Source organism: Actinomadura logoneensis, from assembly GCF_003428695.1.
GTDB classification, from domain to species: Bacteria; Actinomycetota; Actinomycetes; order Streptosporangiales; family Streptosporangiaceae; genus Spirillospora; species Spirillospora logoneensis.
Map to the genome: position 1 here is coordinate 1 of NZ_QURH01000321.1, position 12,350 is coordinate 12,350.

12 protein-coding genes are annotated in these 12,350 nt (G+C 74.1%); 6 read left to right on the forward strand and 6 right to left on the reverse strand.

The window, feature by feature from the left end; translation table 11 throughout:
- Positions 1 to 222: 222 nt before the first annotated feature.
- Both DZF91_RS20285 and DZF91_RS20290 read right to left on the reverse strand, forming a co-directional pair.
- Complete coding sequence (locus DZF91_RS20285; RefSeq protein WP_117359038.1) at positions 223 to 912, reverse strand: HAD family hydrolase; 690 nt, start codon at positions 910 to 912, stop codon at positions 223 to 225.
- A gap of 147 nt (positions 913 to 1,059) precedes the next feature.
- A complete protein-coding gene (locus tag DZF91_RS20290; RefSeq protein ID WP_117359039.1) occupies positions 1,060 to 2,523 on the reverse strand; it encodes a hypothetical protein in 1,464 nt (487 codons plus the stop codon).
- A gap of 214 nt (positions 2,524 to 2,737) precedes the next feature.
- Between DZF91_RS20290 and DZF91_RS20295 the strand changes: the two genes are divergently transcribed.
- The 5 genes from DZF91_RS20295 (at position 2,738) to DZF91_RS20310 (ending at position 7,798) form a co-directional block, all read left to right on the forward strand.
- Complete coding sequence (locus DZF91_RS20295) at positions 2,738 to 4,003, forward strand: lysylphosphatidylglycerol synthase transmembrane domain-containing protein (RefSeq protein WP_117359040.1); 1,266 nt, start codon at positions 2,738 to 2,740, stop codon at positions 4,001 to 4,003.
- 61 nt (positions 4,004 to 4,064) lie between these two features.
- Positions 4,065 to 5,132, forward strand: a complete 1,068-nt coding sequence (locus tag DZF91_RS20300) for an LLM class flavin-dependent oxidoreductase (protein ID WP_117359041.1) — start codon at positions 4,065 to 4,067, stop codon at positions 5,130 to 5,132.
- Complete coding sequence (locus tag DZF91_RS42145; RefSeq protein ID WP_235834433.1) at positions 5,129 to 5,806, forward strand: hypothetical protein; 678 nt, start codon at positions 5,129 to 5,131, stop codon at positions 5,804 to 5,806. The genes DZF91_RS20300 and DZF91_RS42145 overlap by 4 nt, the downstream gene beginning before the upstream one ends.
- Positions 5,772 to 6,212: a hypothetical protein gene (locus DZF91_RS42150; RefSeq protein ID WP_235834434.1), complete on the forward strand. Its 441-nt coding sequence runs from the start codon at positions 5,772 to 5,774 to the stop codon at positions 6,210 to 6,212. Before DZF91_RS42145 ends, DZF91_RS42150 begins: the two co-directional genes overlap by 35 nt.
- Entirely contained in the window at positions 6,212 to 7,798 is a 1,587-nt protein-coding gene (locus DZF91_RS20310; protein ID WP_117359042.1) for an AMP-binding protein, read from the forward strand. The genes DZF91_RS42150 and DZF91_RS20310 overlap by 1 nt, the downstream gene beginning before the upstream one ends.
- On the opposite strand, the gene DZF91_RS20315 is transcribed toward DZF91_RS20310, so the two are convergent.
- Both DZF91_RS20315 and DZF91_RS42155 read right to left on the reverse strand, forming a co-directional pair.
- A complete protein-coding gene (locus tag DZF91_RS20315) occupies positions 7,795 to 8,187 on the reverse strand; it encodes a Zn-ribbon domain-containing OB-fold protein (RefSeq protein ID WP_235834435.1) in 393 nt (130 codons plus the stop codon). The two genes, DZF91_RS20310 and DZF91_RS20315, sit on opposite strands and share 4 nt — an antisense overlap.
- On the reverse strand, positions 8,184 to 9,344 hold the full coding sequence (locus DZF91_RS42155; RefSeq protein ID WP_235834436.1) for a thiolase C-terminal domain-containing protein: 1,161 nt from the start codon (positions 9,342 to 9,344) through the stop codon (positions 8,184 to 8,186). Before DZF91_RS42155 ends, DZF91_RS20315 begins: the two co-directional genes overlap by 4 nt.
- 277 nt (positions 9,345 to 9,621) lie before the next feature.
- On the opposite strand from DZF91_RS42155, the gene DZF91_RS20320 reads away from it, so the two are divergent.
- Positions 9,622 to 10,215: a flavin reductase family protein gene (locus tag DZF91_RS20320; protein ID WP_117359046.1), complete on the forward strand. Its 594-nt coding sequence runs from the start codon at positions 9,622 to 9,624 to the stop codon at positions 10,213 to 10,215.
- A 24-nt stretch (positions 10,216 to 10,239) separates the two neighbouring features.
- Here the strand turns inward: DZF91_RS20320 and DZF91_RS20325 are convergent, their stop codons facing one another.
- Together DZF91_RS20325 and DZF91_RS20330 are read right to left on the reverse strand one after the other, a co-directional pair.
- Positions 10,240 to 11,478 (reverse strand): ROK family transcriptional regulator, encoded by a 1,239-nt coding sequence (locus tag DZF91_RS20325; RefSeq protein WP_117359043.1) that lies wholly within the window; start codon positions 11,476 to 11,478, stop codon positions 10,240 to 10,242.
- The gene (locus DZF91_RS20330; protein ID WP_117359044.1) at positions 11,475 to 12,233 is read right to left on the reverse strand and encodes an ATP-binding cassette domain-containing protein; all 759 of its coding nucleotides are present in this window, start codon (positions 12,231 to 12,233) and stop codon (positions 11,475 to 11,477) included. Before DZF91_RS20330 ends, DZF91_RS20325 begins: the two co-directional genes overlap by 4 nt.
- Between the last annotated feature and the right edge of the window lie 117 nt (positions 12,234 to 12,350).

Below are 12,350 nucleotides of genomic sequence, written 5' to 3' on the forward strand. Positions count from 1 at the left end.
CGGCCGGGGCGGCGGGCGGCGCCGACGCGGCGGCCCAGTCCGCGGCCAAGGCCGACCGGCCGGAGAAGGCCGGGAGGGCCGGTGGCGGCGACGGCCGGAACGCCGACAGCGGAGGCAACGGCGGGAAGGCCGTCGGCAGGGCGGCCTGAGCAGCGCACCACGGGCGGGGACCCCGGCTTTCCGAGGTCCCCGTCGGCGTTCTCGGCCAGGTCGGCGCGGGGTTCAGGACGTCCAGCGGTCGATGTGGGGCAGCAGGTCGGCGAGGCCGCCGTGCAGGACGGCGTCCGGCTCGGTCCGCCAGGAGGGGACGGTGCTGTTGGGCACGAGCGCGGCGCGCATCCCGGCCGACTTGGCGCCGTGGATGTCGTCGAACGGGCGGTCGCCGACGAACACGCACGCGGACGGATCGTCCACCCCCACGGCCTGCATCGCGGCGCGGAACGCCCCGGCGTGCGGCTTGGTCCAGGGGATCTCGCTGGAGTAGACCGCGCCGTCGAGCAGGCCGAGGACGCCGTCGCGGTCGAAGATGCGCTCGTGCCACTCGCGCGACCACATCGTGTTGGACAGCACGCCGACCTTCACGCCGCGCTCCCGCAGCTCGCGCATCAGGCCGGGGGCGGCGGGGTCGATGAGGGTGTGCGGCGTCCAGTGGTCGAAGACGGCGGTGAGCAGCGCCTCGCTGGGGGCGACGCCCGCGAGGGCGAACACCTCGTCGAGGGTGGCGCTGCGGTGCTCGTCCGTGCCGCGCCGCCACAGCTCGCCCTCGGCGGCGTGCAGGCGGGCGGCGGCGTCCGCGACCTGGGCGGGGTCGAGCCCGGCGGCGCAGACGTCGTGCCAGATGCGGGCGAGGTCGACGTCGTGCCACGGGGTCAGGGTGCCGCCCCAGTCGAAGATCACCGCCTTGATGCTCATGGTCGGAAGCGTAGCCACCGGTTCGGACCTCCGGCGACGGCGTTATGAGGTGAATCACGAATCCCGCGCCGTGCCGGCCGTCCCGGAGGGGTGGGGACATGCGCCGGGGGCGTCCCACGAGGTGGGACGCCCCCGGTGGGGCCTGCGTCAGCGGTCGCCGGCGGGCTGGAGGCTCTTGCGGTAGGCCCAGTAGACCATCCGCTTGCCCGAGTGCTCGGTGACGCCCCAGATGCGGTCGCCGCCCGAGTAGGGGTCGAAGGCGAACGACTCGCCGCCGATCACCCCGACGATGGTGAACGGGTTGCGCCCGGCGCGGTCGCTGATGATCCGGCCGGGGCTGACGGCGCCGCCGCCGCTGACCGAGTAGTAGATCGTCGCGCCCTGACCGGCGCGGTAGTAGGCCGCGACGCCCTGCACGTTCGGCGTGACCGTCCCGTAGACGACCTTGGAGGTGACCACGCCGCCGCTCGCAACCAGCCGGCCGTTGGAGGCGAGCGGCCAGCGGACGACGCGGACCGGACGCGTCGAGCTGATCCCGCCGGAGAGCTTGTACTCGGCGGTCAGCAGGCTCGGCGTCGGGTAGGTCGGGTCGTAGGTGACGGTGCTGAAGCAGAGCTGCCGGTTGACCGCGGACGGCTTGACGGTCCACTCGGGGCAGCTGCCGTACGCGGTCCGGTCGAACTGGTAGCGGCCGGTCTCGAATAGCACGTAGTGCTCGCCGTGCGCGTGGAATTTGCCGTCCGAGCCGACGCCGAGGCCGCCGCCGGGCGTCACCCGGTAGGTGCGGCGCAGGTCGTAGACGCGCAGGCCGCCTGCGGTGTCGGCCAGGTAGGCGTAGTTCCCGACGATCGAGACGCCGCCCGCGTGCAGCGGGGCCTCGGCGACGCCCTGGGCGCTCATGCCGCCGGACGCTCCGCCGAGCTGGACGGCCACGTCCTTGGCGGCGACCCTGCCGGACGCGTCGCGCGTCGGGATCGCGAGCTGGACGGCGTGGTAGCCGCCCGTCCTGGACACCTCGGGGCGCTTGCCGACGGTGAGCCGCGCCATGTCGGTGACGGGGTTCTTCGCCTTGGGGTCCTTGACGTGGTACCAGCTGAGGGCGAGGCCGTCGAACTGCGCGGTCCGGCTGACGGCGACGCCCTGCGGCGTCCAGCTCGCGCTCGTCTCGTCGCTCATCCCGGCGCGGAACTCGGGGCACCAGGCGCCGACCTTGATCCTGGCGTCGAGCGCGCCGACCGCCGACCGGGCGGTCTGGGAGCACTTGGTCTTCCAGGTCAGGCGGCGCACGTCGGCGGTGTCGGCGGCGACCTCGCGCAGGGACACGGACTTCATCGCGGCGCGCGGGTCGGCGGCCAGGCGGTCCAGGGCGGACATCGCGGCGGGGTCGGTCGGCTTCCACCGGAGCTTGAACGAGACGCCGGACAGCGTCGTGGTCTGCCCGGGGGTCGTGGAGACCGCGGCGCGGGGGGCGATGGGAAGCGTGCCGCCGGAGTCGGTCGCGGCGGCGATGCCGGCGGCGACGAGGGTGGTGGCCAGCGCGCCGGAGGCGACGCCGAGCACGGTGGAGACGCGCCGGGAGGGCTTGCGGAGGCGCGGCGTGCTGGGGGGCATGGGGTCCTTCCCATGGGGGCTCGGCCCGTGACGAAGGTGAGTACAAGGGTCAACAAAGCGTAGGGAATCCGGCAATTCCGTGCATCCGGGGCACTCTGAGCGCGGACGAGCGTGTGACGGAACTCACTTTGCGGTTCTGTGACCCGCTGTGGGGAACACTGTTCCTGATCGCGGAGTTGCCCCAGCTGAGTCGGTTTTGCGAGGTGACCGTGACATGACATCGTCCGTCGCGGCTCACGTCTCTCCCGACGAGGCCACTCCCCCCTCCCCCGGCGTTCCGGCCGCTCCCGAAGCGGGAGCCGCGGAGGGCCCGGATCTGCCGCTCGGCCCGTCCCGCGACACCCGCTCGCGGCGCGCCCGCCGGATCGGCGTGCTCGTCCAGTGGGGACTCGTCCTGGCGGCTCTCGGCTCACTGGTCCTGTTCAGCGGCAAGCTCCCCGACTTCGGCGCGATGTGGCAGGCCACGCGGGACGCCGACCGGCTCTGGCTGGTCGTCGTGGTGCTGGCCGAGGCGCTGTCCATGGGCGCGTTCGCCCGGCTCCAGCGGCGGCTGCTGCGGATCGGCGGGCACCGGATGCCGGTGCGCCGCGCGTTCGCGATCACCTACGCGGGCAACGCGCTCTCCACGACGCTCCCCGCCGGGCCCGCGGTGAGCGTGGTGTTCACGTTCCAGCAGTTCCGGCGGTCCGGGGTGTCCGCGCGGGTCGCCACGGCGGTGATCGTGGTCGGCGGCGTGATCACGACCGGCACCTACACGCTGATCGGGCTGCTGGCGCTCCTGACCGACCCGTACGCTCGCGGTCCGGCGCTGACCGCGCTGTCCTATCCGGCGGCCCTGGCGGCGGTGCTCGCGCCCGCGCTGTTCTGGCGTCCGCTGCGGTCCCGCCTGGCCGTCCCGTTCCACTGGGCGCACCGGCGGCTGACCGCGCACCCGAAGATCGCCCCGTGGGTGGACAAGCTGCTGGACGCGGCGGTCCTACTGCGGCCGAACGCGCGGGACGTCGGCGTCCTGGCGCTGCTCGCGGTCATGAACTGGGTCTGCGACATCCTCGCGCTGTTCGCGGCGGCCCGCGCCGTCGGCCTCGACCTCGACCCGACCGGCGTCACCCTCGCCTACTTCGCCGCGCAGGCCGCGGGCAGCCTGCTGCCGCTGCTGCCGGGCGGCATCGGCGCGATCGAGTCGAGCATGGCCGCCTCGCTGGTCGCGCTCGGCGCGGCGGTCGCCCCGGCCGCCGCCGCCGTCGGCCTGTACCGCCTCGTCTCCTACTGGGGCGTCGTGGGCGTCGGCTGGGTGGCGTGGCTGGCGCTCCAGGACCGGGCGGGAGCCCGTGCGCGCGCGGCCCTCGGCCGGTTCGGACGCCTCGTGCTGGAGGGCTGCGGCAGCTTCGCGGTCCTCACCCCGTACGTCCCGGCCCTGGCGTCCGGCCCGGCCGTCGAGCCCGCCCCGTCCGCGGCACCGGTCGGAGACGCGCTCGACTAGCATCCCAAGCGAGCGCTTGGTTATCTTGTCTCTGACAGCACAGCGGAAGCTCGGAGGCTCCATGACGTCGCTACGGGTCAGCCTTGGCTACGAACTTGAGGTGCGCGGTCGGTCCCGCGAGGTGGAGCGGCAGGCGTTCCACAACGTCATGGAGCAGGTGGTGCTGGCCGACCAGCTCGGATACGACACCGCCTGGTTCGTGGAGCACCACTTCACCCGGGGCTTCTCCCACTCGTCCGCGCCCGACCTGGTGCTGGCCGGGATCTCGCAGCGCACCGAGCGCATCCACCTCGGGCTCGGCGTGGTGCTGCTGCCGTTCCAGTCGCCGATCCGGATCGCCGAACGCGTCGCCACGCTGGACGTGATCTCCGGCGGACGGGTCGAGTTCGGCACCGGGCGCGGCGCGTCCCCGCTGGAGTACCAGGCGTTCCAGCGGCCGTTCGAGCGGTCGCGCGAGCTGTGGGAGGAGCACCTGGAGGCCGTCCTGGCGATCTGGGAGGCCGACGGGCGGCCGGTGACCCGCAGCGGCGAGTTCTTCGAGGTGCCGGACGTGGGCGTCTACCCGCGCCCCGTGCAGGACCCGCACCCCCCGGTCTGGGTGGCCTCGACCTCGCTGGACGGCTACCTCGCCGCCGCCAGGCAGGGCTTCAACCTGCTCGGCATGACCATGCTCAAGGGCCTGGACGACGTCGCCGAGGACATCGCCAAGTACAAGCAGTGCCTCGCCGACAGCGGGTTCGACCCGGACTCGCGCCGGGTCGCGCTGATGATCCCCTGGTACGTCGCGCCGACCCAGCAGGAGGCCGTGGACACCGCCGCCGACGCCGTCCTGTGGTACCTGCGGCGGCAGATCAACCTGGTCGCGCCGCCCGGCTACACCGACGCCCGGCACGCCACCCACCGCGTCCTCGGCCAGCAGGCCGTCGGGATGCCGCCGGACGAGGCGATGGGGGTGCTGCGCGAGCAGACCATGGTCGTCATCGACGACGTGGAGGGCTCGCGCAAGGCCGTCGAGGCGATCGAGGCGGCCGGGGCGACCGACCTGATCCTCCAGGCGCAGGTCGGCGGGCTCGCGCACGAGCACGTCTGCAACTCGATGAAGCTCTTCATGCAGGAGGTCGCGCAGTGAGCCGCTGGCTGACCAGGCACGGGTTCCCCGCCGGGACCGCCGCGCGCGGCCCGCTGGCGGTCTCCTCCGAGGGCGACCTGGTCGTCCCGCTGCCGGACGACGTGGTCGCGACGGCCGCCGAGACCCTGCGCGCGGCGGGCGTCGGGGCGTCCGACCGGGTGGTGGTCGCGCTGAACGACGACGGCGAGCCGAGCGGGTCGCTGGTCGCGCGGGCCGCCGCGTCGGTCGCCGCGGCCTCGGCGTCGGTGGGCGCGCGCGGGCGGATGCGGCTGCACTCGGCGCTGGAGGCGGTGGGCGCGACGACGCTGGTCACCACGCCCACCGGCGCGATGGACCTGCTCGCGCGGCTGCACCTGGAGTTCCTGCTCGACCCGCTGGACCTGGAGCTGGACCGCGTCCTGGTGGTGGGCGAGATCCCGTCGGCCAACACCGCGGCGCAGCTCGCCGCCGAGTTCGAGGCCGAGGTCCGGGAGCTGTACGCCGACCCGTTCCTCGGGGTGCCGATCGCGTGGAAGCGGCCGTCCGACGCGGTGCTGACACCCGTGCGGGACGGCCTGCTCGGGCTCGCGCCCGTCGGCAAGGACGTCCTCCTGGAGCCGCCCTTCGAGGCCGGGACCGCCGAGCTGGTCGTGTTCGCCGGTGACGAGCGCCGAGCTGGTCGTGTTCGCCGGTGACGAGGTGCGGCGGACCGGGCACGCCGTCCGGCTCTCCGGCGGGGAGGAGGGCGTCCCGGCTCCCGCGCACACGGTCGGCGAGCACGTGCTGGTCAGGGGGCGCTGGATCTCCCTGCCGAAGCTGGAGGCGGCGCTCGCGAAGATCGACGGCGTCGCCCACTGGGACCTGCGGATCACCCGCGAGGGCACCCTCGACTCCGCCGCGCTGCACGTCCGGTTCAACCGCGACACGCTCGTCCGGAACCCGATGTGGAAGGGACGCATCGCGCAGGCGCTCTACGCGCTGACGCCGGTGTCGATCGAGGTCGTCGTCGCGGAGGAGGTCGCCGAGACGCGCCGGCCGGGGACCGTCACCGACGCGCGCGGCCACCACCTGGGCCGGGACCGCTCCGCCCTGGGGGCGTGATGGACCTCCAGGCCGTCCCCGCGTGGGGGACGATCCCGCGCATGCTCCGCGACCAGGCCGCCCGCCACCCCGGGGTGGAGGCGGTCGTCGCCGGGGACGTCCGCCTCACGCTCCGCTCGCTCGCGGAGCGCGCGTCCGAGGTCGCCCGGGCGCTGATCGCGCACGGCGTCCGGCCGGGCGACCGGGTGGCGGTCTGGGGTCCGAACGACCCGGACTGGGTCGTGGCCGCCTACGGCGTCTGGGACACCGGCGCGATCATCGCCCCGGTGTCCACGCGGTTCAGGGGCCTGGAGGCGGCGGGGCTGCTGCGCAAAACCGGCGCGTCCGTGCTGCTCGCCGCCGAGGGCTTCATGGGGACGTCCTACCTGGACATGATCGCGGACGCCGACCTGCCCGACCTGCGGCTCCGGGTCGTCCTCGGCCCGGGGGCGCCGCCGCCGGGGGCCGTGGCCTGGGACGACTTCCTGGCGGCCGGGGAGAAGACGTCCCGCGCCGAGGCCGAGGAGCGGGCGCTGGCGGTCGGCCGCGACGACCTCGCGTCGATCATGGCGACGTCAGGGACGACCGGCGCGCCCAAGGGCGTCATGCTGCACCACGCGCAGCTGCTGCGCGGCTACTGGGACTGGGCGGAGATCGTCACGCTGCGCGAGGGCGACCGGTACCCGGTCATCGCGCCGTTCTCGCACGGCTTCGGCATCAACGCCGGGCTGCTCGCCTGCGTCCTGCGCCGCGCGACGATGATGCCGATCGCCCGGTTCGACCCGTCGGGGCTGCTCGACCTGATCGAGGAGAACCGGGTCAGCGTCCTGGCGGGCGCGCCGCCGATGTTCTTCAAGATCCTGGACGAGCTGGACGGCCGCGACGTGTCGTCGCTGCGCGTGCTGATCTGCGGCGCCGCCGCCGTCCCGCCCGAGCTGATCCGCCGCCTGGTGGACCGCGTCGGCATCGAGCGGATGATCAACGCCTACGGCCTCATGGAGGGCACGGTCGTCTCGATGACCCGTCCCGAGGACCCGGTGGAGGTGATCGCCCGCACGACGGGCCGTCCGGTGCCGGGGGTGTCGGTGCGCGTGGTGGACGACGACGGGCGCGACCTGGCGCCCGGCGAGCCCGGCGAGATCCTCGTCGGCGGCTACGGGGTGATGCGCGGCTACTGGGACGACCCGGAACGCACCGCCGAGGCCGTCGACGCGGACGGCTGGCTGCACACGGGCGACATCGGCGTCGTGGACGACGCGGGCAACGTCGCCATCGTCGACCGGAAGAAGGAGATGTTCATCGTCTCCGGCTTCAACGCCTACCCGGCGGAGATCGAGGGGCTGCTGCTGTCCTGTCCGGACGTGTCCCAGGTGGCGGTGGTCGGCGTCCCGGACGAGGCGCAGGGCGAGGTCGGCTGGGCGTACGTCGTCCCGCCTCCGGGCCGGGACCCCGACCCGGACGCCGTCATCGCGTGGGCGCGCGAGAACATGTCGAACTACAAGGTCCCCCGCCGGGTCGTCCCGGTGGAGGCGCTGCCGGTGAACGCCAACGGCAAGATCGACAAGCCCTCCCTGCACGCCCGCGCCGCCGCCGAGCGGCCGGGTTAGCCGGGGAGGGGACGCCAGTTGACGAGGGTCTCGCCGTCGTGGTCGGTGAAGACGGCTTCGACGGGGAGGCCCTCGCACAGCTCGGCGGGTTCGGTCAGGTTGCCGTACATGAGCAGGTCGTCGCCCTCGTCCAGGCGGACGGCGAGGATGGTGAGCGGTTCGGTCATGGACGGCGCGAAGCGCTGGTGGTTGACGATCCAGGAGTAGACGCGGCCGCGGCCTGAGACGGGCGTCCATGACGCCTCCCGTGAGCGGCAGGCGTTGCAGACGGCTCGGGCCGGGAAGCGGAGCCGGCCGCAGGCGTCGCACCGCTGGACGGTCAGTTCGTGGCGGCGGACGGCGTCCCACCAGGGACGGGAGTCGCGGTCGGGCTCGGGACGGACGATCACTGGTCGCTCCGGAGGACGAGGGCCGAGGTTCCGGCGAGGACGTAGCCCGGCTGGGCGGTGGACAGGGCGGTCCGCGCGTTCGGGACCTGGCGGTCGCCGGCGTCGCCGCGGAGCTGGGAGACGGCTTCGGCGATGTGGTTGATGCCATGGACGTACCCCTCGGAGAGGAAGCCGCCGTGGGTGTTGACGGGCGGCCCCTCGCCGGATTCGACGAAGGGGCCGCCTTCGCCCTTGGGGCAGAAGCCGTAGTCCTCCAGCTGGACGAGCACCGAGTAGGTGAAGCAGTCGTAGAGCTCGGCCACGTCGATGTCGGACGGGGTGATGCCGGCCATCCGGTAGAGGCGCGGGGCGAGGCGGGCGGCCTCGGTGACCGTCCAGTCGGTGCCGGCCGGGGTGGAGCCCGCGCCGGAGAACATGCTGTCGCCGCCTCCCCAGGCCGCGGCCGAGATGAGGACGGGCGGGCGGCGCAGGTCGCGGGCGCGCTCGCGGGAGGTGACGACGACGGCGCAGGCGCCGTCGGTCTCCAGGCAGCAGTCGAGGAGCCGCAGCGGCTCGGCGATCCAGCGGGACGCGAGGTAGTCGTCCAGGGTGATCGGGTCGCGTTTCAGGGCGCGCGGGTTCTTGGCGGCGTTCTCGCGCTGGCGGACGGCGATGCGGCCGAGCTGCTCGTGGGTGGTGCCGTAGCGGTTCATGTGCGCGCGCGCGTACATCGCGAACTGCTGCGGCGGGGCGAAGTAGCCGTAGGGGGCCTGGTACTGGACGTCGAAGACGGGCGCCGGGGCGCGTCCGGTGCCGCCCATGCGGAACTCCGAACGGGCGTTGATGGCGCGGTAGCAGACGACGGTCTCGGCCATGCCGGACGCGACGGCCATGGCGGACTGGGCGACGACGGAGTGCGAGACGCTGCCGCCGCCGAACTGGTCCAGGTACCAGGTGACCTCCCGGACGCCGAGCGCGGGGGCGACCACCCAGGGCGGGGTGCTGTCGCCGACGCGGTGGGTGGCGAGGCCGTCCACGTCGTCCACGGTGAGTCCGGCGTCGGCGAGGGCGGCGGTGACCGCGTCCACGGCGAGGGTGAGCGTGGAGACGCCGGAGTCCTTGCTGAAGGGGGTGTAGCCGACCCCGGCGATCGCGGTCCGGTCGCGGAATCCCGGCACGGGCGTCCTCCCTGGGTGGTGGCGGACCTGATGGTGAGAACAAGCAAGCGCTTGTGTGAGATTACCATCCGGCCCGGGGGGACTTTCTCCAGAGAGAGGCCCTTATGGGGGAAGAAGGGCGAAGGGGGGCGAGCTTGACAGTATCGAGAGGGCCCGCCTATCGTCCAAGCAAGCGCTTGGCTAAGAGAAGGGAACGGGTGTGATGGCCGAACACGCCACCGCGCTCCCGGCGACCGGGTCGGCCGAGCGACGCCACGGACCGGGAGTGGAACGCCGCATGCACCGATCCCCCGACGGGCCGACGGCCAACGGCGCGGCACCCAACGGCACGGCGTCCGCCGCGGCGGCCGAGGCGTCCGGCGCGGCGGGAACCCGGCCGGACGGCGGGGTGACCGACATCGACGGCGCCCGGTTCCGGGCCGTCCTCGGCCGGTTCGCCACCGGGGTCGTCGCGATCACCGGCATCGACGCCGGGTCGGGGCGCCCGACCGGCCTGGCCGCCAACTCCTTCACCTCGGTCTCGCTCGACCCGCCGCTGGTGGCGTTCTGCGTCGCGCACACGAGCACGACGTGGCCGCGGCTGCGCGACGCCGGACGGCTGTGCATCAACATCCTCAGCGAGCCGCAGCTCGAGGTCTGCAAGCGGCTGGCGCTGAAGGGCGGCGACAAGTTCGCCGACATCACCTGGACCGGCTCCCCCGGCGGCGGCCCGGTCATCGAGGGCGCGCTCGCCTGGATCGAGGTGTCGGTCGAGAACGAGCACGTCGCGGGCGACCACGTCATCGTCGTCGCGCGCGTCCACCACCTGGACAAGCACCACGAGGGCGAGCCGCTGCTGTTCTACAAGGGGGCGTACGGCAGCTTCGCCTGACGGGCGCGCCGCGACCGGCGGGGGTCAGGAGCCGACCGGCTCCTCCTCCGGGTCGCGCAGCCGGGCCAGGACGTGCAGCGGGTCCGCCAGGACGTCGGCGAACGCGAACTCGGCGGCGCCGACCAGCGTCGTGTCGTCGCCGAGCTGGGCCGTCCGCAGCCGCACCCGCTCGCGCGGCGCGGCCATGCCCTCGGTCGCCAGCACGCTGCGGACCTGCGCCGCCGAGCCGAGGTAGACGTCCCGCAGCGTCCCGCCGAACACGACCAGGCCGGGGTTGAAGATGTTCACCAGGTTCGCCACGCCCCGGCCGAGCCAGGTGCCGACCTGGTGCAGCGCGTCGCGGGCGACCACGTCGCCGCGGTCGGCGGCGTCCACGATCGCGCGGACGGCCTCGCGGCTGGTCACCCCGGTCAGGTCGGCGCGGCCCGCCAGGGTCAGCAGCGTCCGCTCCCCCACCTCCGACTCCAGGCAGCCGCGCGCGCCGCACGAGCACATCCGGCCGCCCGGGTTCACGCCCATGTGGCCGACCTCGCCGCCGTAGCCGTCCTGGCCGCCGAGCAGCCGCCCGCCGACGATGATGCCGCCGCCGACGCCGACGTCCCCGTGCAGGTACACCATGTCGTCGTAGCCGACGCCCGCGCCGCGCTCGTGCTCGGCGATCGCGCCGAGGTTGGCGTCGTTGGCGACCGCGACCGGGACGCCGAGCGCGAGCCGCCGGGACAGCATCTCGCCGAGCGTCACGTCCCCCACCCGCAGGTTCGGGCCGAACCGGATCACGTCGTCGCCGCGCCGGACGATGCCGGGGAACGCCAGCGCCGCGCCCACGCACACCGCGTCGCGGCCGGCCTTGCGGACCAGCGAGCGGGCCATCCCGGCGAGCGTCGCGACCAGCTCGGCCGGCTCGACCGGGCCGCGGCCCTCGTGCGGCGCCTCGCGCCGGTCGAGCACGACACCGCCGAGCCCGACGCGCGCGACCGCGAGCCGGTCCACGCCGACGTCGAACGCCAGCACGTAGACCCGGGTGGACTCGGGCCGCACCACCAGCGAGGGGCGTCCGGCGCGCCGGCCGGGGCTGCGCGGCAGCTCCTCGCGGACGAGCCCGGCCGCGGTGAGGTCGGCCGTCAGCGCCATGATCGTGCTGCGGTTCAGGCCGAGCGACTCGGCGAGCGTCGCCCGCGACGCGGGGCCGCGGACATGGACGTACCGCAGCAGCGTGCCGAGGTTGTGCCGCCGGATGTCCTCCTGTGACGGTCCCGCCCTCATCCGGTGATCCCCAGCGACTCGCTGCGGCCCGCGGTGATCAGCTCGACGACCTGGGCGTGCGTGACGTCGGCGGCGCGCACCTGCGCGACCGTGCGGCCCAGGTAGAGCGCGGCGATCCGGTCCGCCACCGCGAACACGTCGTTCATGTTGTGCGAGATCAGCACGACCGCCAGGCCCTGGTCGGCGAGCCGCCGGACGATCTCCAGGACCTGCTGGGTCTGCGCGACGCCGAGCGCGGCGGACGGCTCGTCCAGCACGACCACCCGCGAGTCCCACAGCACCGCGCGCGCGATCGCGACGGTCTGCCGCTGCCCGCCGGACAGCTCCGACACCTTCCGCCGGACCGACCCGATCGTCCGCACCGACAGCTCGGCGAGCGTGCGGCGCGCCAGCTCCTCCATCGCGGGCTCGTCCAGCAGCAGGCCGCGGCGGCGCTCGCGGCCGAGGAACATGTTCTGCACGATGTCGAGGTTGTCGGCGAGCGCGAGGTCCTGGTGGACGACCTCGATGCCGAGCGCGGCGGCCTCGCGGGGCGTGCCGGGGCGCACCGGGCGGCCGTCGAAGAGGTACTCGCCGGAGTCGATGGGGTGGATGCCGCCGATGCACTTCACCAGCGTCGTCTTGCCCGCGCCGTTGTCGCCGACGAGCGCGGTGACCTCGCCCGCGTACGCGGTGAAGTCGACCTGCTGGAGGACGCGGACCGGCCCGAAACTCTTGTCGATACCGCGCAGGTCCAGCACAGGGGTCTGTGACATTCCGGGGGGCTCCCACCAAGCCGCGCCGCCCGCGCGCGTGGAGCGGCCGTGGCCGACGAGCGTAGCAGCCGGGCGGGGCCGGGACACAGGCGCGCCCCGGGGCCCCGCGGCGGCGGG